Genomic DNA, 20,353 nt, shown 5'->3' with positions numbered 1-20,353 from the left:
TCAGGCCAGCTGCTTGTCGACTTCGGCCTGGGCCTTCTGCTGCGCGTCGCCGAGTTCGGCGGCCGGGTCGGCCTGGCCGTTGGCGATCTTCGTGGCCGCTTGGAGGAACAGCGTCGAGGACGCCTTGTTCCACAGGCCCGCGTAGGACAGCCCGTTCTGCTGGGAGATCCTGACGGCGTCCTTGGCCGGGCCGCTGGAGAACTCCGTGGTCTGGGCCGCGACCTCCTTGCGCGCCGGGATGTGGAAGCCGTACTTGACCGACCAGTCCTTCTGCAGGTCGGCCTGCTGGATCCACAGCCAGTTCACGAACTTCTTGGCGGCGTCGATGTTCTTGCTCTTCGCGTTGACCAGCTGGTACCAGCCGCCGACGCGCGCGACCTGGCGGCCGGCGTCGCCGAACTTCGGCCACGGGACCACGCCGAAGTCGTCCCCGACGGCCTTCTTGATGTCGGGCAGCGACCACAGGCCGCCCCACTGCATCGCGGTCGCGTTGTCGGCGAAAGCGCCCGGGTCGGACCAGTCCGTCGGGTAGCCCTGCAGCAGGCCGCCGGTGGCGTGCAGCTCCTTGAGCCCGGCGATCGCGGCGATCCCCTCGGGGCTGGCGAAGGCGACCTTCTTGCCGGTGCTGTCGAAGAAGTCGCCGCCGGAGGACCACAGCAGCAGCGTCGCGGCCTCGCCGACGCCGTCGGTGCCGACGTAGAGCCCCTTCTGGTTGCCATTGGTCAGCCGCTTCGTCGCGGCGAGCAGTTCGGTGAACGTCTGCGGCGGCTGCACTCCCGCGGCCTGCAGCACGCTCTTGCGGTAGTACAGCATCATCACGTCGTCGATCGTCTTGACGCCGTAGATCTTGCCCTCGACGGTCGCGGTGTCCAGCGCGGCCTTCGAGAAGTCGCCCTTCACCGGGTCGACGAGGTCGTCGAGCGGCGCGAGGAGCCCGTTTTTCACGTTCTGGTAACGGAAGTCGCCGATCTCGAACAGGTCGGGCGCGTCCGCGGTGAGCATGGCGGAGTTGAGCTTGGTCTCGTAGTCGCCGGCGATCCAGCTGACCTTGATCGCGATGTCCGGGTTGGCCTTGGTGAACTCCTGCGCGTAACGCTGCACCGCCTGCTGCGTGCCCGATTCGCCGTACGCGTGGTACCACTGGTTGAGCGTGACCTTGGCCCCGCCCGCGGCGCCCGCGTTCTTGTTCAGCGGGTCGGAGGTGCAGGCCGCCAGCGCGGCTCCCCCGGCGAACAGCACCGAGCCGACGAGAAAGTTGCGGCGGGACAGCGATGGGGCCATGTCACTTCTCCTCACAAGCGTCACAAGCGGTCGGACACGAAAAGACTCTGAACGGCGACAGCGGCGGCGCCCCGTGCCCATTCCTCGAACGGCAGCGGCCGGATGACCAGGCCGCACCGGACGGCACTGCCGAAGGCCTGCTCCGCGAACGTGCGGCGGATCTGGTCTTCGAACAGGTCGTAGGCGGCCACGCCCTCCCCCGAGACGACGATCCGCTCGGGGCCGAAGAGGTTGGCCAGCGCACCCAGCCCGAGGCCGATGGCGTGGCCCGCGGTGGCGAAGACGTGGCGCAGCGGCTCGTCCCCGGCGCGCGCCCGCGAGACGGCGTCGTCCATGGTCAGCGCCGGGTCCGCGGCGACCCGGCGCGCGCTCGCGACGATCGCCTCGGTGGAGGCGATCGCTTCCACGCAGCCGGTGCCGCCGCAGTGGCAGCGCGGGCTGTCCGGTCCCATGGCGGCGACCGGCACGTGCCCGACCTCGCCGGCCACCCCGTGCGCGCCGCCGACGAGCCGGCCGTCGAGCACCAGCGCGCTGCCGATCCCGGTGCCGACGGTGACCAGCGCGAACGACGAGGCGCCGACGCCTTCGCCGAACCACTGCTCGGCCACGGTGAGCGCCTTGACGTCGTTCTCCAGCGTGGTGGCCAGGCCGGTGGCGTCCTCGAGCAGCTCCGCGAGCGGCACGTCGCGCCAGCCCAAGAAGGGTGAGTAACGGACCAGGCCCGAGTCGCGGTCGACGTCGCCGGAGACGGCGACGCCGAGGCAGTAGGCCCGGTCGCGGAAGTTCGTGGCGCCGTCCGGCGCGCGGCTGCCGAGCAGCTCGCCGACCAGGTCGGTCAGCGCGGCCACGACGTGGGGCGCTTCGTGGCTGGTCAGCGCGTGGTGCCGGGCGACGCGGATCTGCGCCCGCAGGTCGGTGACCACGCCGATCAGGTCGTCGCCGGTGATCTTGACGCCGATGAAGTACTCGCGGTCCGGGCGGATGGCCAGCGGGCTGGCGGGGCGGCCCGCGCCCGGCGCCGTGCGGCCGGCCGAGGCCAGCTCCTCCAGGTAGCCGGCCTCGATGAACGGCCGCGCGGCCTTGGTGACCGCGGCCGAGGACAGACCCGTGCGGCGGGCGACGTCGACCCGGCTGACCGGGCCCTGCGTCAGCACCGTGGTGAACACGGTGGCCGCGGCGGGACTCGTGATCGGCGCCCTTGCCGGTGCACTGCGTGGCATGCGCGGAACCGTACGGCGGATAAATTAACTTCGTCAAGAATTTATTTTTCAGCTGATCATCCCTACGCTCTCCGGCATGTCGTCTGTGGAATTCGATGCCGGTCACCGCCTGTGGCTGCTCCGCACCCCGCACAGCGCGTACGCGTTCCGCCTCGACGAGGCCGACCGCCCGCGGCACGTGCACTGGGGCGCTCCGCTCACGCTGGAGCAGGCCGCCGGGATCGCGCCGCGGCCCAGCCCGATGGACTCGAGTTTCGACGAGCCGGGCGACGAGCGGCTGGAGCTGCCCGCGGACGGCGGCGCGTTTTTCGGCGTCGCGGGTCTCGGTGTCCGCTTCGCTGACGGCACCCAGGCGCTGGAGTGGACGTACGCGGGTCACGAGGTCGAGGACGGCGAGCTGACCGTCCGCCTGCGCGACCGGCACTACCCGCTGGAAGCCGAGCTGCGATACCGCGCCCGCGAAGACGTCATCGAACGCCGGCTTCGCTTGCACCACACCGGAAACGACGGCCCGATCACCTTGCTCCGCACGGACTCGGCGGCGTGGACGATGCCGCACCGCGCCGGCGCCCGGCTCTCGCACACGAGCGGTTCGTGGAGCGCGGAATCGGGACTGCTGCGGGAAAACCTGCCCGTCGGGGAGACCACGCTGACCAGCCGGCGCGGGGTTTCGAGCCACCAGGCGAGCCCGTGGCTGATGCTCGACGACGGCACCGCCACCGAAACGGGCGGCGAGGTCTGGAGCACCGCGCTCGCGTGGAGCGGCAGCTGGCGGATCACCGTCGAGCGCGCGCACACCGGGCGCGTCACCTGGACCGGCGGCTTCGGCCACGAGGGCGTGCAGTGGCGGCTGAATCCGGGCGAGGCCTGGGAAACGCCGGTGTTCGCCGGGCTTTACGCGGCCGACGGCTTCGGCGGGGCCAGCCGCCGCTGGCACTCCTACGTCCGCGAGCACGTCCAGCCGCGGCCCGGAGAGTTGCGCCCGGTCGTCTACAACTCCTGGGAGGCAACGGGCTGGGACGTCGACGAGGCGGGCCAGCTGAAGCTCGCCGCGCTCGCCGCGGAGGTCGGCGCGGAGCTGTTCGTGATGGACGACGGCTGGTTCGGCGCGCGCACCGGCGACACCGCGGGCCTCGGCGACTGGACGGTGAACCGGCGGCGTTTCCCGGACGGGCTCGGCCCGCTCGCGGCCGAGGTGCACCGGCTCGGCCTGGGGTTCGGCGTGTGGGTCGAGCCCGAGATGGTCAACCCGGACAGCGATCTCTACCGCGAGCACCCGGACTGGGTGCTGAGCATGGCGCACCGCGAACGCACGACGCTGCGCAACCAGCTGGTGCTCGACTTCGGCCGGCCGGAGGTGGCCGAATGGGCCTACGAGTGGCTGCACCGGCTGGTCGGCGAGCACGGCGTCGACTACCTGAAGTGGGACATGAACCGCGCGTTCACCGAGGCCGGACGGCCCGGCGACGACGATCCCGGACGGCTGTGGGTGGACCACGTCCGCGCCGTCTACCGGGTGCTCGACCGGCTTCGCGCGGCGCACCCGGCGTTGCGGATCCAGGCCTGCTCGGGCGGCGGCGGGCGGGCGGACCTGGGCATCCTCGCGCGCACCGACGAGGTCTGGGCCTCGGACAACACCGACGCCGCGGACCGCGTGACCATCCAGCACGGCTACAGCCAGCTGCTGCCCGCGGGCACGATGGCGGCCTGGGTGACCGACAGCCCGAACCCGCTCACCGGGCGGGCGGCGCCGCTGGAGTTCCGGTTCCACGTCGCGATGGCCGGGGTGCTCGGCCTCGGCGGCGACCTGACGCGGTGGAGCGCCGCGGAGTTGCAGACCGCAGCCGAGTTCGTGGCTCTGTACAAGGAGATCCGGCCCGTTGTACAGCACGGTGAGGTATACCGGCTGGCGGATCCGGCGGTGTCGCCGCTCGTCGCCGTGCAGTACGTGCTGGGCGACGACGTCGTGGTCCTGTTCCTGCGCCGGCCGCACGACTACGGCCGCCCGGTCGTCACGCCGGTGCTGGCCGGGCTCGACCCGGGCGCGCGATTCCGCGATGTGGATACCGGCGAGGTCCACCACGGCGCGGTACTGCTGAACCACGGCCTCGGCCTGGGCTTCACGGGCAGCGGCTACGCGAGCCGGCTGATCCGGCTGCGCCGCGAACCTCGCTCCCGGTGAGGACCTCGCACTAGGCTGCCCCCATGCCCGCTCGCCCGACCATCGCCGTCACCCGCTGGATCCCGGACGAGGCGGTGAAGGTGCTCGCCGAGGCGGGCGAGGTGAAGCTTTCCGACGCCGACCGGCCGCTGACGCCCGAAGAGCTGCGGGAGTTCGTGGCGGGCGCGTCGGCGGTGGTGTCGATGCTGCACGACCGGATCGACGGGTCGGTGGCCGAAGCCGCCGGGCCGGGGCTGAAGGTCGTCGCGAACGTCGCGGTGGGGTACGACAACGTCGACGTGGCCGCGCTGGCCGCCCGCGACATCACCGTCACCAACACCCCGGGGGTGCTCACCGACGCGACGGCGGACCTGGCGTTCGGCCTGCTGCTCGCCGTCACGCGGCGGCTCGGCGAAGGCGAGCGGCTGGTCCGCGCGCGCACGCCGTGGTCGTTCCACCTCGGTTTCCTGCTCGGCTCGGGACTTCAGGGCAAGACGCTGGGCATCGTCGGGCTCGGTCAGATCGGCCGCGCGGTGGCTCACCGGGCGGCGGCGTTCGGGCTGCGGACCGTCTACTCGGGACGGTCGCCCAAGCCGGATTTCGACGGCGAGTTCGTGTCGTTCGACGAGCTGCTGCGCCGGTCGGACTTCGTCTCGCTGCACTGCCCGCTGACGCCGGAGACCCGCCACCTGATCGACGCCCGCGCGCTGCGGGCCATGAAACCCGGCGCCTGCCTGGTGAACACCACGCGCGGGCCGGTCGTCGACGAGTCCGCGCTGGCCGACGCGCTCGAGGCCGGCGAGATCGCGGGCGCGGCGCTGGACGTGTTCGAGGCCGAGCCGGACGTCGAGCCGCGGCTGCTCGGCCGGCAGGACGTGGTGCTGACCCCGCACCTGGGGTCGGCGACCGTGGAGACCAGGACCGCGATGGCCGTGCTGGCCGCGCGGAACGTGACCTCGGTGCTCGCCGGGGACGAACCGCTGACGGAGGTACGGCCTTGACCCGTGTTGTCATCGCGCCGGACAAGTTCAAGGGCAGCCTGACGGCGGTCGAAGCGGCCGACGCCATCGCGCTGGGTGTGCGCGACGCGTTGCCGGACGCCGACATCGCCGCCTGCCCGGTCGCCGACGGCGGCGAGGGCACGCTCGAAGTGCTGGAGAACGCGGGCGGCCGGATCGTGCGGCTGTCCGTGCGAGGCCCGCTGGACGCGCCGGTCGACGCTCGTTACGTGGTGCTCGACGGCACGGCGTACGTCGAGTCGGCGCGCGCGTGCGGCATCGAATTCGTGACTCCGACGCGGGAGACCTCGCTCGCCGCGCACACCTGGGGCGTCGGCGAGCTGCTGTCCGACGCGCTGGTGCACGGTGCCCGGCGGCTCGTGCTGACCGTCGGCGGCACGGCGAGCACCGACGGCGGCGCGGGCATGCTGGCGGCGCTCGGCGCGGGGGTGTGGGACGCCTTCGACTCGCCCATCGGGCTGGGCGGCGGCACGCTTTCCCGCGTCGCGAAGGTGGAACTGGACCCGGCGCGCGACCGGTTGGGGACGGTGCCGCTGGCCGTCGCCACGGACGTGACGAACCCGCTGCTCGGCCCGGACGGGGCCGCGGCGGTGTTCGGGCCGCAGAAGGGCGCCGGACCCGAGGAGGTCGCCGCACTGGACGCCGCGCTCGGACGCTGGGCGACGGCGCTGGCGAACGCGGGCGCGCCCGACGTCTCGAACCGGCCGGGCGCGGGCGCCGGCGGCGGGGTCGCGGCGGGTGCCATCGCGGGGCTGGGCGCGTCCGTGGAGTCGGGCTTCGACCTGATCGCCGAGCTGACCGGGGTGGACACGGCGCTGATCGGCGCGGACCTGGTGATCACCGGCGAGGGCTCGCTGGACGAGCAGAGCCTGGCCGGCAAGGCCCCCGCGGGGATCGCGGCCAGGGCCCGCCTCGCCGCCGCGCCGCTGATGGTGCTGGCCGGCCGGATCCAGCTGGACGCCGAACGGCTGTCCGGGCTGGGTGTGGTGGGCAGCAGCGCCCTGATTGATCACGCGCCTTCACTCGACCACGCCCGCTCGCACGCGGCCGAGCTGTTGCGCGCCCGCGCCGGGGTGCTGGTCCGCGAGTGGGCTGGGCGCCGGTGAATTTCCGCCCGCTGCCCGTTCGCCCCTGATCCCCGGGGGCCGGGCGCACCGGTGGCGGTTTCCGGCACGGCAGCTGGAGCCTGGTGGCCGAGCGGCCGGCGGGCCGTGGGATCCGTTCGGTCGCGGTCAAGCTCGAAGGGCACGCCGTCCTCGATCGGCGGAAACGGGTCCCGGCGAGCAGATCGGCCGCAGACCGTATCCGCCTGCTTCCGGTCGGATTGGCCCCTCGTCGCGCCCGAGTTCAGGCCCGGTGCCACCGGAAAGCAGTGCTACCGAACAGCGCCGTGGACAACCATCCCGGAAAGTCCGTCAAAGGGACTGCTGCGGCAGCACCGCGAAGGCGACGTCGCCCGACTCGTCCTGCTGGACGTCCAGCACCTTGTCGTCCAGGAGGGCGGCGGCCTGGGGTTCGAGGAACACCTTGGCACCGCCGTCGGTGCCCACCACGCGGTCGCCGTCTTCGGGTGCGGGGGCCACGGAGAGGGCCAGTTGCGCGCCTTCGTTCTCCATGCTCTGGAGGGCGAACCGCAGCCCGCTCTCCTCGGCGCCCTGTTGTGCCGTCAGCGCGGTGATCGCCTCGGCGGCGGCTTCGGTCACGGTCAGCATCTTTCGGCCTGCCCTTCGTCGCGGTCGGGGATTCGATGAGAACTCACGCTAAGGGCGGCCGTCCGGCGGCGCAGCGTGAGCGGCCAACCGGCGCAAGGAGCCGGGAATCCGCGTGGACCGGGTCACAAAAGCGTTTGAAAACCGGGGCCGGCGGTCAACGGGCGCGGCCTGTCGCCGGGATCACAAATCTTCATCGGGTTCATCAGGTTCACAAGTTTGTGAAGCGGAGGTAGCGTTTCCAGTATGACCACCACCAGGTGGACGCCCGGGCACCACGTAGTCGACGGCGCCCCGCACCGTCACCACGAGCTCGGCGGGCACGCGGCGTGGTACCTCCTCGCCGGTGGCATCACGACGGGGCTGCAGGCCGTCCTCTTCCTGGCTCTGCGCCCCGAATTCGGCTCCCAGTGGGCGAATCTCACGGCGATCGCGCTGACCACGGTCGGCAACACCGAGTTCCACCGCCGCGTCACCTTCGCCGGGCGGCAGAGCAACGCCGGCAAACGGCACCTGCAGGACCTGCTGACGTTCGCCTTCTACGCCGGGTACGGCTCGATCGTGCTCGCGGTCGTCGACTCGCTGGTGAACGAGCCGACAGCCTGGGAAGAGACCGGCACCCTGCTGGCCGCCAGCTTCGTCGGCGGCATCGCGCGGTTCGCCCTGCTGCGCTGGTGGGTCTTCGCCCGCCGCGAGCCGGCCGCCGCGCAGCACGACTGACCGGAACGCACGCACCCCGGCCCGCGAGACGGGCCGTCCCCCGTCTGGCCTACGCCACCGGCGGCCACGCTCTGTTGCGCTACAACAGCCTCACGGAAAGTGACAGAAGGCCTCGCGGGCCCCCGTATGTCGCGCGCCGGGACAAGCACTGCGAGTGGGTCCGGTCTCGTTTCTATCAAGACCACTCCTGCTAACGGGGTATTCGTAGTTGAAATCTGGACTGTCGGCCCCGCTCGCGCTTAGGGTTACGGAGCGTCGCAACGAAGCTGACTTCCTCTTCTCGTACGGAGTAAGCCGTTATCACAAAATCACAGAGTGTTGACCTTTCGACCTCGGTGGTCGCGGGGTCGCCGGGGAGACGACCATGACAGCACCGCCTAAGACGGCCCGCACCGCGGAGCCCGAAGTCCCGGGTTATACGAGCCCCGAGACCCTGCCACGGGCAAGCGGACGGCTCACGAAGGAAGACCTCGACCCGATGGTGCGCGCCGCGGGACGCGGTGACCAGCGCGCGATCGACGACCTGCTGCACGTGCTCCGCCCCGTCGTCGCCCGGTACTGCCGCGCGCGGATGGGCGGGCGCGACCTTTCGTACCTCTCCGCGGACGACGTGGCCCAGGACGTCTGCATGGCCGTGCTCAAGGCCCTGCCCGACTACCAGGACCGCGGCGGCTCGTTCCTCTACCTGGTGCACGCGATCGCGGCCAACAAGGTCGCCGACGCCTACCGCTCCGTCGCCCGTGACCGCTCCGACCCGGTGCCCGAGCTGCCCGAGCGGCCGCTGGTCGGCAACGAGCCCGAGTCCCACGCGCTGAACCTCGACCTCGGCGCCCGCCTCACCGAGCTGGTCACCCGGCTCACGCACCTGCAGCAGGAGATCCTCACGCTGCGCGTCATCGTCGGCCTCAGCGCCGCCGAAACCGCCGAGACGCTCGGCATCTCCCCCGGCAACGTCCGCGTCACCCAGCACCGCGCGCTGAGCAAGCTGCGCGAGATGGCCCAGGGCCAAGATCTCTGAAAGCGCGCCGGCCGCCCCAGAAACCCGGTGGCCGCCCGTTCAGGACAGCTCGTAGACGCGCTTCGCCGAGTACTCGAAGACTTCCAGCCGCTCCGGATCGGTCAGCGATCCCGTGAGCGAAACCGCCGCGTCGAGCACCACTTCGTAGGCCGCCGCCAGTTCGCACACCGGCCAGTCGGACCCGAACATCACCCGCCGCGCGCCGAAAGACTCGAAGACGTGGTCCGCGTACCGCAGCAGATGCCCGACCTGCCACTGCGCCCAGTCCGCCTCCGTGACCAGCCCGGAGAGCTTGCAGTGCACGTTCTCCCGCTCGCCGAGCGCCGTGATCCCGTCCGCCCACGGCTGCCACTCCCCCGCTGCGATCGGCGGCTTCGCGGCGTGGTCCAGCACCAGTTTCAGCTCCGGCAGCCGCTCCGCGACCTTCACCGCGGCCGGCACCTGGGCCGGCGCCACGAGCAGGTCGTAGACCAGCCCGGCGGAGCCAACGGCCGTGAGCCCGCGCAGAACGTCCTCGCGCAGCAGCCAGCCCGGGTCCGGCTCGTTCTCGACCTGGTGCCGGATGCCGGCGAGCGGGCCGAGCGACGCCAGGCGCGCCAGCCGATCGGCGACGTCGGGCGCGGTGAGGTCCACCCAGCCGACGACCCCGGCGATCACCGGCTCCGCCGCCGCGGTGGTCAGGAACTCCTCGGTCTCGCCCTCGTCGGGCACGGTCTGGACGAGCACCGTCGCGTGCACGCCCGCGGCGCGCGTCACCGCGCGGAGATCGTCCACTGTGTACGGATGGCGGATCGGGTCCAGCGCCGCGCCCGCCAGCCACGGGTAGTCGCGCCGCGCCGGGTCCCAGAGGTGGTGGTGCGCGTCGATCACTGCGGTCCTCCGGAGGTGACGGGGTCGCCGGTGACGGCGTCGGGCCGCACCAGGCCGGCGTCGGCGAGGTCGGTCCACAGTACGGCCGGGACCGGCGCGGACGCCCGCCGGACGTTGAGCGCGACCTGCTCGGGACCGTGCGCGCCGACCACCACCGAGACCACGGCGGGGTGCGCGGCGGGCAGGGCGAGCGCGGCCTGCGGCAGTTCGACGCCGTGACGCGCGCAGATCTCCGCGATCCGGCGCGCCTTTTCGACCAGCTCCGCGGGCGCGGCCGCGTAGTCGTAGATCTCCCCCGGCTCCGCGGTGGCGAGGATGCCGCCGTTGAACACCCCGCCCGCGACCACGCCGACCCCGCGGTCGAGGCAGAGCGGCAGCAGCTCGTCGAGCGCCGGCTGGTTCAGCAGGGTGTAGCGGCCGGCCATCAGCACGAGGTCGAGATCGAAGCGGCGGACGAACTCCGCCAGCATCGGCGCCTGGTTCATGCCCGCGCCGATCGCCCGGACCACGCCCTGCTCCCGCAGCTCCAGCAGCGCCGGGAAGGCGCCGTCGACGGCCTCGTCGAAGTGCTCGTCCGGATCGTGCACGTAGGCGATGTCGATGCGGTCGAGGCCGAGCCTGGCCAGGCTGTCCTCGATCGAGCGCAGGATGCCGTCGCGGCTGAAGTCCCAGCGGCGGCGGTAGGTGGCGGGCACGTCGAAGCCCTGGCCGTCGCGCTCGCCCGGCGCGGCCGCGTTCGGCTCCAGCACCCGGCCGACCTTGGTGGACAACACATATTCGTCACGCGGGTGCGCGGCGAGCGCTGCGCCCAGCCGTCGCTCCGAGAGCCCGAGCCCGTAGTGCGGCGCGGTGTCGAAGTAGCGGATGCCTTCGGCCCAGGCCCGGCTCACGGTCGCGGCGGCCGTCTCGTCGGTGATGGCGTGGTAGAGGTTGCCCAGCTGCGCGCAGCCGAGCCCGAGCGGGGAGAGCTTCACGTTCACTCCTTGACCGGCAGTTCCCAGACCTGGTGCAGCCCCGACGAAGTGTCGGCGCCGCCGTCGGCCGCGTCCAGCAGCAGGGTGATCCGGGCCTGCCAGGTGACGTCGGCCGGGTCGTCGGCGAGCGCGGCGCGCATGGCGTCGAAATCGTCGACCTCGACGAAGTGGAACAGGTCGAGCCCGTCGCGCCAGATCCGCCACGTGCGCACGCCGGCCCGGCGCAGCGCGGCGTCGAGGTCGTCCGGGATGACGGCGTGCACCGTCTCGTATTCGGCTTCTCTTCCCGGCTTGAGCCGAGTGCGGAGGGCAACTCTTTGCGGGGCACTTTGCGGGGGCGAGGCGTGGGTCATCGATCCTCCTGGCGAGTTACGTGGCACGCTGTGCTCAGCACACCGAAACATCCGAGGTCTCTGTAGGGAGGGCGGTCTGGATGCCCGTCACCGATGTCGCGATCGACAAGATCAAGGACATGATCATCTCGGGCGAGCTCGCGCCGGGCGACCGGCTGCCGAAAGAGGCGGAGCTCGCCCAGCGGCTGGGGCTCTCGCGCAGCTCCCTGCGCGAGGCCGTGAAGGCGTTGTGCCTGATCAGGGTGCTCGACGTGCGCCAGGGCGACGGCACCTACGTGACCAGCCTGGAGCCGAACCTGCTGCTCGACGCGATGACGTTCGTGGTCGACTTCCACCGCGACGACACCGTGCTCGACTTCCTCGCGGTCCGCCGGATCCTCGAGCCCGCCGCCACCGCGCTGGCCGCGCTGCACATGGGCGAGGAGGACATCGCGGAGCTCGGCGCGCTGCTGGACGAGCTCGCCGACGCGCCGACGGTGGAGGCACTCGTCGCCAACGACCTCCAGTTCCACCGCAAGATCGCCGACGGCTCCGGCAACCCCGTGCTGTGCTCGCTGCTCGACAGCCTGTCCGGCCCCACCGCGCGGGCGCGAATCTGGCGCGGGCTGACGCAGGAGGGCGCCGTCGCGCGCACGCGCGAGCAGCACACCGCGATCTACGAGGCCATCGCCGCGCGCGAGCCGGAGCTGGCGCGGTCCTGGGCGACGGTGCACATCGCCGGGGTCGAGCAGTGGCTGCGCAGCACGCTGACCCCGGCCGGGGACACCGCCGAGAACGACATCGCCGAGCCCGAGGAACCCGCCGCCGCGGCCTCGTGAGCCGCTGCCGGGATCCGGTGAGGAGTCCTTACCGGCACCGTTGTCCCTGAAGGCCACCATGAGAGACGGGGATGCCCTCATGGCGGCCTTCAGGGCGCCAGCCGAAGGTCGGATGATCACGGCCGATCAGGTCTGCGGCTTGCCGCCGGCGTAGCGGCTGATGATCAGCGCGACCAGGATGATGCCGCCGTAGATCGCCTTCAGCCACTCCGCCGGGACCTGGGCGATGCGCAGCAGGCTGTCCACCGACTGCAGCAGCAGGACGCCGGTGAGCGCGCCGACCAGCGTGCCCTTGCCGCCGTCGAGCGAGACGCCGCCGATCACCGCCGCGGCAAAGACCTGCAGGATCAGGCCGTCACCCTGGTCGGCGCCGAGCGCGCCGACGTAGCCGGTGTAGGCGAGCCCGCCGATCGCGGCCAGCACGCCGGCCACGATGAACACCGCCCACGAGATCCGGTCCACCCGGATGCCCGCGGCGCGCGCGGCCTCGCGGTTGCCGCCGATCGCGTACAGCGAGCGCCCGACGCGGTGGTAGCGCAGGCCGAGCCCGAACAGCAGGAACAGCAGCGCGGCCAGCCAGACCGACATCGGCAGCCCGGCGAGCGTGGTGGTGGCCAGCGCCGTGAACGCGTCGAGCTGGTCGAACAGCGTCTTGCCGTTGGTGGAGCCGATCTGCGTGCCGCGCAGCACCGTGAGCATCGCCAGCGTGACGATGAACGCGTTGAGCTTGAGCTTCACGATCAGGAACCCGTTGACGAAGCCGATCAGCGCGCCGACCACCGGGATCGCGATCAGGCCGAGCGCGGCGGGCCACTGCGTGCCGAAGCCGGCCGAAGCCGCCGGAATGACCAGCATCGCGCCGATCGCCGGCGCGATGCCCATGGTGGATTCGAGCGAGAGGTCGAACTTCCCGGTCAGCAGCACCAGCGATTCGCCCAGCACCACCAGCGAAAGCGCCGCGGCCGCCGAGAGGATGCTGATCACGTTGTCGAACGTGAGGAACGTGTCGCTGATCAGCCCGCCGATGACGAACACGACCACCAGCGCGGGCAGCAGCGCGAGTTCACGCAGCCACAGCGTCTTCCGGCGCCTGGGCGGCGCGGGCAGCGCCGTCTGGGGATCGCTCATCAGGTCAGTCATGGAGCCCGACTCCTTCGATGTCGGCCACGAGGTCTCCGTCGGACCAGCCGGCCTGGTGTTCGGCGGCGACGGCGCCGGCGCGCAGCACCAGCACGCGGTCCGCCAGGCGCAGATCGTCCAGCTCGTCGCTGACGATCAGCACCGCTTTCCCTTCAGCCCGCACCCGGTCCACGACCGCGAGCAGGGCTTCCTTCGATTTCACGTCCACGCCCGCGGTCGGGTTGATCAGCACGACCACCCGCGGGTCGCCCGCCAGCGCGCGGGCCAGCACGACCTTCTGCTGGTTGCCGCCGGACAGGTCCGAAACCGGCTGCTCCGGCCCGGCCGCGACGATGTCGTAGTCGCCCAGCGCGCGGGCGCCGAGTGCGTGCCGGGCCCGCGGCGAGGCGAACCCCGCCCGGCCCAGCCGGTCCAGCACCGACAGCGTGGTGTTGTCCATGATGGAGTGCTCCAGCACCAGCCCCTGGTGGTGGCGATCCCTTGGCACGCAACCGATCCCGGCGTGCAACGCGGCCGGGATGTCACCGGGCGGCAGCTTCCGTCCGTCCACCGAAACCGTGCCGGACGTCGGCGCGCGCAGCCCGTACACGGTCTCGGCCACCTGGTGCTTGCCGCTCGCGTTGCTGCCGGCCAGGCCGACCACCTCGCCGCGGTGCAGGTGGAGCGAGACGTCCTGGAAACCCTCACCGGACAAGGACTCCACCGTGAGCACCTCGGCCGCGTCCACGGCGAGCGGGTCGCGCGTCGCCGCGTCGCGGACGGACAGGCCGCCCTGGTCGCCGGTCATGGCGTCGACCAGCTGCGGCCGGGTGACCTCGGTGACCGGCGCGGTCAGCACGTGCTTCGCGTCGCGCAGCACCGTGACGGCCTGGCACACCTCGTACACCTCGTGCAGGTGGTGGGAGATGAACAGGAACGTCACGCCGCTGCGCTGCATTTCCCGCATGCGCTCGAAAAGCCGCTCGATCGCCTGGCTGTCCAGCTGCGCGGTCGGCTCGTCGAGCACGATGAAGCGGGCGCCGTAGCTCAGCGCCCGCGCGATCTCGACGAACTGCCGGTCCTCCACGGACAGCTCGCCCGCGGGGGTGTCGACGTCCACGCCGACCCCCCACGAGTCGAGCAGCTCCCGCGCCTGGCGGCGCAGCTTCGACCAGCCGATGGCGAACCCGCCCCGAGCCTGCCGGTTGAGGAACAGGTTCTCGGCCACGGTCAGCTGCGGCACCACCATGGCGTGCTGGTAGACGCACGCCACCCGCGCCTTCCAATCGTCCTGTTTGGACAACGGCGGCGCCGGCTCACCGCCGAACGAGACGCTGCCGGTGTCCGTCCTGGACAGTCCGGTGAGGATCGACACGAGCGTGGACTTGCCCGCCCCGTTGCGCCCGACCAGCGCGTGGGACTCGCCGGGGTGCACGGTGAGGCTGACGTCCTGCAACGCCACCGTGGGCCCGTAGCGTTTCCCGACGCCCTCGGCGTGCACCACCGGCACGGCCGGCTCCGAAGCGGGCGCGCTCACAGGTTGTTGCCCCACAGCGCCTTGTCGTCCACATTGTCCTTGGTGACGACCGGGGCGGGCAGCTGGTCCTCCAGGATGCCGGGGCTGACCTCGACGATCGTGCTGCCGTGGTCGGTCGGGCCGGTCTTGAACGTCTCGCCCGCCATCGCCTTCTTCAGCCAGTACAGGCCGTACTTGGCGTAAGAGTCGGCCGGCTGCGAAACGGTGGCGTCCAGCTCGCCGTTGCGGATCGCGGTCAGCTCCTGCGGGATGCCGTCGTTGCTGACCAGCACCACGTGCCGCGGGTCGCCGACCGGGAAGAACAGGTTCTTGCGCTTGAGCGCCTGCTCGGTCGGCGCGAGGTAGACGCCGCCCGCCTGCATGTAGACGCCCTTGATGTCCGGGTTCGCGGTGAGCAGGCTGTCGAGGCCGGAAGACGCCTTGTCCGCCTTCCACTCGGCCGCGATCTCCAGCACCTGCACACCCGGGTACTTCTGCTTCATGCAGTCGCGGAACGCCGCCGAGCGGTCGCGGCCGTTGACCGAGGCGAGGTCGCCCATCACCTGCACGACCTTGCCGCTCTTGACGCGCTTGCCGATCTCGTCGCACGCCTTGGTGCCGTAGGCCTTGTTGTCCGCGCGCACCACCATGGCGACCTTGCCGCCCTCGGGCGCGACGTCGACCGCCACCACCGGCACGTTCTTGTTCTCGGCCTGCTTGAGCCCGGCCACGATCGCGGCCGAGTCGAGCGGCGTCACCATCAGGCCCTTGACGCCCTGGTTGAGCAGCGTGCCGATGTCGGTGATCAGCTTGGCCGGGTCGCTGTCGGCGTTCACCGTCGGCAGCACGTCGAGGCCCTGCTGTTTCGCCATCTGCGGCACATAGTTGTTGTAGGCCTGCCAGAACGGCGAGGTCAGCAACGGCAGCGTCGCGCCGATCTTGCCGCTCGTGCCGCCGCCACCGGCGGACGCGGCCGGTTTGTCCTTGGTGGACCCGCACGCTCCGAGCACCAAACCACAGGCCGCCACCGCGGCAGCCAGCCGGATCACCTTCGTACGCACCGCATCCTCCTTGATGACAGCGTGGGCAGATCAGTTCTGCACGGGTCCCCGCGGGCGCAGGCCGTACATGCCGCCGTCCACCGCGAGCGCGGTGCCGGTGGTCGAGCTGGAAAGCGGGCTGGCGAGGTAGGCGATCGCGTTCGCCACCTCTTCGGCGGTCACGAGCCGGCCCATCGGCTGGCGCGCGGCGAGGGCGTCGCGCTCCGCCGCCGGGTCGGCCGCGGTGTCCAGCAGGCGGCCGACCCACGGGGTGTCCGCGGTGCCGGGGCACACGCAGTTGACCCGGACCCGGTCCGGCAGGTGGTCGGTCGCCATCGCCAGGGTCAGCGAAAGGACCGCGCCCTTCGTTGCCGAATACAGTGCGCGCGCGGGCAAACCGGCCCACGCGGCGATGGAGCAGGTGTTCACGACGACCGCCGAGGGCGAGGCCTTCAGGTGCGGCAGCGCCGCGCGCGTCAGGCGGACCATGCCGACCACGTTCACGTCGAACACGCGGTGCCACTCGTCGTCGCTGTTGGCCGTGACGTCGCCCTGCGCGCCGATGCCGGCGTTGTTCACCAGCACGTCGAGCCGGCCGAACCGCTCGGCCACGGCGTCGACCGCGGACCTCGCCTCGTCGTCCGAGGAGACGTCGCAGCGGAAGCCGGCGAGCGGCTCGGGCACGTCGTCGGGCTTGAGGTCGAGCACGGCCACGCGGGCGCCTTTCGCGGCGAGCAGCCGCGCCGTGGCGAGGCCGATCCCCGAGGCACCCCCGGTGACCGCGGCCACCAGGCCCTCGAATTCACTCACTGGGCGTCTCCGTCCACTCTGGACCGTCCGGGAACCGGAAGCGGCGCAGCGTCGCGTCGTGCATGCGCGCGGAGAACCCGGGGGCGGTCGGGGCGAGGTAACGGCCGCCGCGCACGACGGCCGGGTCGGTGAAGTGCTCGTGCAGGTGGTCCACCCACTCGATGGTGCGGTCGGTGTCGTCGCCGGACACGGCCACGAAGTCGAACATCGACAGGTGCCGCACCAGCTCGCAGAGCCCGACGCCGCCGGCGTGCGGGCACACCGGCACGCCGAACTTGGCCGCCAGCAACAGGATCGCGAGGTTCTCGTTGACCCCGCCGACCCGCGCGGCGTCGAGCTGGAGCACCGAGAGGCCGCCGGCCTGCAGCAGCTGCTTGAACATCACCCGGTTCTGCACGTGCTCGCCGGTGGCGACCTTGATCGGCGCGAGCGCCTTCGCGATGGCAGCGTGCCCGAGCACGTCGTCGGGCGAAGTCGGCTCCTCGATCCAGTACGGGTCGAAGGGCGCCAGCTCGGTCATCCACGCGATGGCCGCCTCGACGTCCCAGCGCTGGTTGGCGTCGACGGCGACGCGGATGTCCGGGCCCACCGTCTCCCGCGCCAGCTTCAGCCGGCGGACGTCGTCGGCGACGTCACCGCCGACCTTCAGCTTGATCATCTCGAAGCCGTCCGCCACGGCCTGCTCGGCCAGCCGCACCAGCTTCGCGTCGGAGTAGCCCAGCCAGCCGGGCGACGTGCTGTACGCGCGGTAGCCCTCGGCCTCCAGCTTCGCGATCCGCTCGACGCGGCCGGGCTCGGCGGCGCGCAGGATCCCGAGCGCTTCGGCCTCGGTCAGCGCGTCCGACAGGTAACGGAAATCGACGAGCGAGACCAGCTCTTCCGGCGTCATGCTCGCGGCGAACTTCCACAGCGGCAGCCCGGCGCGGCGCGCGGCGAGGTCCCAGGCCGCGTTGACCACGGCGCCGATCGCCATGTGCGCCACGCCCTTCTCCGGGCCCAGCCACCGGAACTGCGAGTCGCCGACCAGCTCGCGGGAAAGGTCGCCGAGCGCCTGCGCGTCCTCGGGCACGGCGCGGCCGACCACGTGCGGCGCGAGCGCGCGGATGGCGGCGGCCTGCACGTCGTTGCCGCGGCCGATGGTGAACGCGAGCCCGTAGCCGTCCGGGCCGCCGTCGGTGTGCAGCACCACGTACGCGGCCGAGTAGTCGGGGTCGGGGTTCATCGCGTCCGAGCCGTCCAGCTCCCGCGAGGTCGGGAACCGGACGTCGAGCACCTCCATGCCGACGATCGTGGCCATCTCAGGCCTGCCCCATCGTCTGGCGCTGGCGGCCGAGGCCGTCGATCTCCAGCTCGACGACGTCGCCCTCGCGCAGGTACGGCTTGGGTTCGGGCTGCCCGAGCGCGACGCCCTCGGGGGTGCCGGTGTTGATCAGGTCGCCGGGGCGCAGCACCATGAACTGGCTGAGGTAATGGACGATCTCGGCCACGGAGAAGACCATGTCGGACGTCTTCGAGTCCTGGACCAACTTGGCGTTCACCCAGGTGCGCAGGCCCAGGGCCTGCGGGTCGGGCACCTCGTCGGCGGTCACCAGCACCGGGCCGAGCGGGTTGAACGTCTCGCAGTTCTTGCCCTTGTCCCACTGGCCGCCGCGGTGGATCTGGAACTCGCGCTCGGAGACGTCGTTCGACAGCACGTATCCGGCGACGTGGGCGAGCGCGTCTTCGACACGGTCGAGGTAACGCGCCTGCTTGCCGATCACCACGCCGAGCTCCACCTCCCAGTCGGTGCTGGTGGACTCGCGCGGGATGAGCACGTCGTCGTGCGGCCCGACGATCACGTCGGGGGCCTTCATGAACAGCACCGGCTCGGACGGCACGGCCGCGCCGGTTTCCTCGGCGTGGCGCCGGTAGTTCATGCCGATGCAGACGATCTTGCCGGGCGCGGCGATCGGCGGCCCGACCCGCAGTCCGGCCGCCTCGGGGCCCGCGGCGGGCAGTTCGCCGGCGTCGAGCGCCGCGGCCGCGCGGGCCGGTCCGTCGCCCGCGAGCCAGGCGCCGGTGATGTCGGCGGTCAGCCCGGAGAGGTCGTACAGCGCACCGTCACCGGCACGGACGAACGGACGCTCATCTCCCGCTGCTCCGAGACGCACTAACTGCACGGACGTTCCCCTCTCACCACTCCATCAAGACATCCGATGTATAGCGCACGCGGCCACGCGGATCTAGAGGGTGGACGGATTTGGCTGAAAATTGATCGGATCACCCAGGTGAGACTGGTCCGCCGGTCCGGGACAATCGTGCTCCCTCCAGCCGGGGCGCGAAGCCCGGATCCGGGCATCCGGGGTGGTCCGGGCCACAACCGGAATAGCGGACAGCCGCCCGTGGGTTTGAGCGAAGGTCACGCGTCGCGCGCGTGCCCGGCGACTCTGGGGATGGGGACCACACATGAGTACTACGGCCGAAACCGCTGGCACCACCAGAGCCGAGCGGAAGACACCGAGGCGCGAGGGGACCCTCCGGTTCCTGTTGATCCTCGGCGGGCTCTCGGCGTTCGGGCCGCTTTCCATCGACATGTACCTGCCGGCGCTGCCCCGGCTGGCCGTCGATCTCGGCGCGAGTGACTCGACGGTCCAGCTCACGCTGACCGCGTTCATCGTCGGGCTCGCCCTCGGGCAGGTGGTGGTGGGGCCGCTGTCCGACGCGTACGGACGGCGCGTGCCGCTGCTGATCGGGCTGGCGCTGTACGTCGTGGGCTCGGTGGCCGCGGCCGTCAGCCCGGACATCACGCTGCTGATCATCGCCCGCGCGGTGCAGGCCTTGGGCGCCGCCGCCGGGATCGTGATCTCCCGTGCGACCGTGCGAGACCTGTTCTCCGGCAAGGCGATGACGAAGTTCTTCTCGATGCTGATGCTGGTCAACGGCCTGGCCCCGATCATCGCGCCGGTGCTCGGCGGTCAGCTGCTGAACTTCACCAGCTGGCGCGGGGTGTTCGTGGTGCTGACCGGGTTCGGCGTGCTGCTGCTGGTGGTCGTCGCGGTCGCGATGCCGGAGCCGCTGGCCCTCGGGAACCGCACGCCCGCGCGGCTGGGCGGGGTGCTGCGCACGTACGCGGGATTGCTCGCGGACCGTTCCTTCCTCGGCTACGCGCTGGCGTCCGGGCTGATGTTCGCCGGGCTGTTCGCCTACATCTCGGGCTCTTCCTTCGCGCTGCAGGGCGTGTACGGCCTCAGCCCGCAGCAGTTCAGCCTGGTGTTCGGCCTCAACGGCGTCGGCATCGTGCTCGCCGGCCAGCTCAACGGGCGGCTGGTGGGCCGGTTCTCCGAGCGGACGCTGCTGGCCGCGGGCTTGACCGTGGCGGCGGCCGGCGGCCTCGGCGTGCTGTTCGCGGTGACGGCCGGGCTGCCGCTGATCGGCCTGGTGATCCCGTTGCTGGTGGTCGTTTCCAGCATCGGGCTGGTGATGCCGAACGCGAGCTCGCTCGCGCTGGCCGAGCACGCGCGGTCGGCCGGTTCGGCGTCGGCGCTGCTCGGGGTGCTGCAGTTCGTGATCGGCGGGGTCGCGACGCCGCTGGTCGGCCTCGGCGGCCCGGGCACGGCGGTGCCGATGGCCGCCACGATGGCCGGGTTCGGCGTGCTCGCGCTGCTGGCCTTCCTCACGCTGACCCGCCCGGCGCCACAGCTCGACGCGAGTTTGGCCAAACCGTTGAAATGACCGCGCCGTTCGTG

General features: G+C 71.7%; 19 protein-coding genes. 7 read left to right on the top strand and 12 right to left on the bottom strand.

The window, feature by feature from the left end:
- Positions 1-1,281: an ABC transporter substrate-binding protein gene (locus BMY97_RS30630; RefSeq protein WP_245787585.1), complete on the bottom strand. Its 1,281-nt coding sequence runs from the start codon at positions 1,279-1,281 to the stop codon at positions 1-3.
- Between the two features lie 20 nt (positions 1,282-1,301).
- Positions 1,302-2,501, bottom strand: coding sequence for an ROK family protein (locus BMY97_RS30625; protein WP_245787584.1), 1,200 nt, complete (start codon positions 2,499-2,501; stop codon positions 1,302-1,304).
- 76 nt (positions 2,502-2,577) lie between these two features.
- Here BMY97_RS30625 and BMY97_RS30620 point away from each other — a divergent pair, with 76 nt between their 5' ends.
- The 3 genes from BMY97_RS30620 to BMY97_RS30610 are packed head-to-tail and all read left to right on the top strand — an operon-like array spanning position 2,578 to position 6,787.
- A complete protein-coding gene (locus BMY97_RS30620; RefSeq protein WP_091623439.1) occupies positions 2,578-4,683 on the top strand; it encodes an alpha-galactosidase in 2,106 nt (701 codons plus the stop codon).
- A 23-nt stretch (positions 4,684-4,706) separates the two neighbouring features.
- Complete coding sequence (locus BMY97_RS30615) at positions 4,707-5,663, top strand: 2-hydroxyacid dehydrogenase (RefSeq protein ID WP_091623436.1); 957 nt, start codon at positions 4,707-4,709, stop codon at positions 5,661-5,663.
- A complete protein-coding gene (locus tag BMY97_RS30610) occupies positions 5,660-6,787 on the top strand; it encodes a glycerate kinase (protein WP_091623433.1) in 1,128 nt (375 codons plus the stop codon). Before BMY97_RS30615 ends, BMY97_RS30610 begins: the two co-directional genes overlap by 4 nt.
- A gap of 309 nt (positions 6,788-7,096) precedes the next feature.
- Here the strand turns inward: BMY97_RS30610 and BMY97_RS30605 are convergent, their stop codons facing one another.
- A complete protein-coding gene (locus BMY97_RS30605; protein WP_091623431.1) occupies positions 7,097-7,393 on the bottom strand; it encodes an iron-sulfur cluster biosynthesis protein in 297 nt (98 codons plus the stop codon).
- 243 nt (positions 7,394-7,636) lie between these two features.
- On the opposite strand from BMY97_RS30605, the gene BMY97_RS30600 reads away from it, so the two are divergent.
- Complete coding sequence (locus BMY97_RS30600) at positions 7,637-8,110, top strand: GtrA family protein (protein WP_091623429.1); 474 nt, start codon at positions 7,637-7,639, stop codon at positions 8,108-8,110.
- Positions 8,111-8,474: 364 nt separating this feature from the next.
- Positions 8,475-9,128 (top strand): RNA polymerase sigma factor ShbA, encoded by a 654-nt coding sequence (gene shbA / locus BMY97_RS30595; protein ID WP_177231616.1) that lies wholly within the window; start codon positions 8,475-8,477, stop codon positions 9,126-9,128.
- A gap of 39 nt (positions 9,129-9,167) precedes the next feature.
- On the opposite strand, the gene BMY97_RS30590 is transcribed toward shbA, so the two are convergent.
- Genes BMY97_RS30590 through BMY97_RS30580 form a run of 3 tightly spaced genes read right to left on the bottom strand, consistent with a single transcriptional unit; the run spans position 9,168 to position 11,325 of the window.
- Positions 9,168-9,998 (bottom strand): amidohydrolase family protein, encoded by an 831-nt coding sequence (locus BMY97_RS30590; protein ID WP_091623426.1) that lies wholly within the window; start codon positions 9,996-9,998, stop codon positions 9,168-9,170.
- The gene (locus tag BMY97_RS30585; RefSeq protein WP_091623424.1) at positions 9,995-10,978 is read right to left on the bottom strand and encodes an aldo/keto reductase; all 984 of its coding nucleotides are present in this window, start codon (positions 10,976-10,978) and stop codon (positions 9,995-9,997) included. The genes BMY97_RS30590 and BMY97_RS30585 overlap by 4 nt, the downstream gene beginning before the upstream one ends.
- Complete coding sequence (locus tag BMY97_RS30580) at positions 10,975-11,325, bottom strand: L-rhamnose mutarotase (RefSeq protein ID WP_091623421.1); 351 nt, start codon at positions 11,323-11,325, stop codon at positions 10,975-10,977. Before BMY97_RS30580 ends, BMY97_RS30585 begins: the two co-directional genes overlap by 4 nt.
- Before the next feature lie 80 nt (positions 11,326-11,405).
- Here BMY97_RS30580 and BMY97_RS30575 point away from each other — a divergent pair, with 80 nt between their 5' ends.
- Positions 11,406-12,143, top strand: a complete 738-nt coding sequence (locus BMY97_RS30575; protein WP_091623419.1) for a FadR/GntR family transcriptional regulator — start codon at positions 11,406-11,408, stop codon at positions 12,141-12,143.
- A gap of 126 nt (positions 12,144-12,269) precedes the next feature.
- On the opposite strand, the gene BMY97_RS30570 is transcribed toward BMY97_RS30575, so the two are convergent.
- The 6 genes from BMY97_RS30570 to BMY97_RS30545 are packed head-to-tail and all read right to left on the bottom strand — an operon-like array spanning position 12,270 to position 18,787.
- Positions 12,270-13,283 (bottom strand): ABC transporter permease, encoded by a 1,014-nt coding sequence (locus tag BMY97_RS30570; RefSeq protein ID WP_091623416.1) that lies wholly within the window; start codon positions 13,281-13,283, stop codon positions 12,270-12,272.
- Positions 13,276-14,799, bottom strand: a complete 1,524-nt coding sequence (locus BMY97_RS30565; protein ID WP_091623413.1) for a sugar ABC transporter ATP-binding protein — start codon at positions 14,797-14,799, stop codon at positions 13,276-13,278. The genes BMY97_RS30570 and BMY97_RS30565 overlap by 8 nt, the downstream gene beginning before the upstream one ends.
- Entirely contained in the window at positions 14,796-15,839 is a 1,044-nt protein-coding gene (locus BMY97_RS30560) for a sugar ABC transporter substrate-binding protein (protein ID WP_425425345.1), read from the bottom strand. Before BMY97_RS30560 ends, BMY97_RS30565 begins: the two co-directional genes overlap by 4 nt.
- Positions 15,840-15,869: 30 nt before the next feature.
- A complete protein-coding gene (locus BMY97_RS30555) occupies positions 15,870-16,628 on the bottom strand; it encodes an SDR family NAD(P)-dependent oxidoreductase (RefSeq protein WP_091623411.1) in 759 nt (252 codons plus the stop codon).
- On the bottom strand, positions 16,621-17,925 hold the full coding sequence (locus BMY97_RS30550; protein ID WP_091623408.1) for an enolase C-terminal domain-like protein: 1,305 nt from the start codon (positions 17,923-17,925) through the stop codon (positions 16,621-16,623). The genes BMY97_RS30555 and BMY97_RS30550 overlap by 8 nt, the downstream gene beginning before the upstream one ends.
- A gap of 1 nt (position 17,926) precedes the next feature.
- A complete protein-coding gene (locus BMY97_RS30545; protein WP_091623406.1) occupies positions 17,927-18,787 on the bottom strand; it encodes a fumarylacetoacetate hydrolase family protein in 861 nt (286 codons plus the stop codon).
- 286 nt (positions 18,788-19,073) lie between these two features.
- Here BMY97_RS30545 and BMY97_RS30540 point away from each other — a divergent pair, with 286 nt between their 5' ends.
- Positions 19,074-20,339, top strand: a complete 1,266-nt coding sequence (locus BMY97_RS30540; protein ID WP_091623403.1) for a Bcr/CflA family multidrug efflux MFS transporter — start codon at positions 19,074-19,076, stop codon at positions 20,337-20,339.
- Positions 20,340-20,353 lie beyond the last annotated feature (14 nt).

Source organism: Amycolatopsis saalfeldensis (genome assembly GCF_900110575.1).
GTDB lineage: Bacteria > Actinomycetota > Actinomycetes > Mycobacteriales > Pseudonocardiaceae > Amycolatopsis > Amycolatopsis saalfeldensis.
The sequence above is the reverse complement of the archived record's forward strand: the minus strand, read 5'-3'. Positions and strand labels throughout refer to the sequence as shown.

Excerpts from the sequence above, each read along its gene's own strand:
- BMY97_RS30580 (WP_091623421.1), bottom strand. The coding sequence starts at position 11,325 with ATGACCCACGCCTCGCCCCCGCAAAGTGCCCCGCAAAGAGTTGCCCTC.
- BMY97_RS30540 (WP_091623403.1), top strand. The coding sequence starts at position 19,074 with ATGAGTACTACGGCCGAAACCGCTGGCACCACCAGAGCCGAGCGGAAG.
- BMY97_RS30600 (WP_091623429.1), top strand. The coding sequence starts at position 7,637 with ATGACCACCACCAGGTGGACGCCCGGGCACCACGTAGTCGACGGCGCC.
- BMY97_RS30575 (WP_091623419.1), top strand. The coding sequence starts at position 11,406 with ATGCCCGTCACCGATGTCGCGATCGACAAGATCAAGGACATGATCATC.
- BMY97_RS30570 (WP_091623416.1), bottom strand. The coding sequence starts at position 13,283 with ATGACTGACCTGATGAGCGATCCCCAGACGGCGCTGCCCGCGCCGCCC.
- BMY97_RS30630 (WP_245787585.1), bottom strand. The coding sequence starts at position 1,281 with ATGGCCCCATCGCTGTCCCGCCGCAACTTTCTCGTCGGCTCGGTGCTG.
- BMY97_RS30615 (WP_091623436.1), top strand. The coding sequence starts at position 4,707 with ATGCCCGCTCGCCCGACCATCGCCGTCACCCGCTGGATCCCGGACGAG.
- BMY97_RS30550 (WP_091623408.1), bottom strand. The coding sequence starts at position 17,925 with ATGGCCACGATCGTCGGCATGGAGGTGCTCGACGTCCGGTTCCCGACC.
- BMY97_RS30625 (WP_245787584.1), bottom strand. The coding sequence starts at position 2,501 with ATGCCACGCAGTGCACCGGCAAGGGCGCCGATCACGAGTCCCGCCGCG.
- BMY97_RS30620 (WP_091623439.1), top strand. The coding sequence starts at position 2,578 with ATGTCGTCTGTGGAATTCGATGCCGGTCACCGCCTGTGGCTGCTCCGC.
- shbA (WP_177231616.1), top strand. The coding sequence starts at position 8,475 with ATGACAGCACCGCCTAAGACGGCCCGCACCGCGGAGCCCGAAGTCCCG.
- BMY97_RS30605 (WP_091623431.1), bottom strand. The coding sequence starts at position 7,393 with ATGCTGACCGTGACCGAAGCCGCCGCCGAGGCGATCACCGCGCTGACG.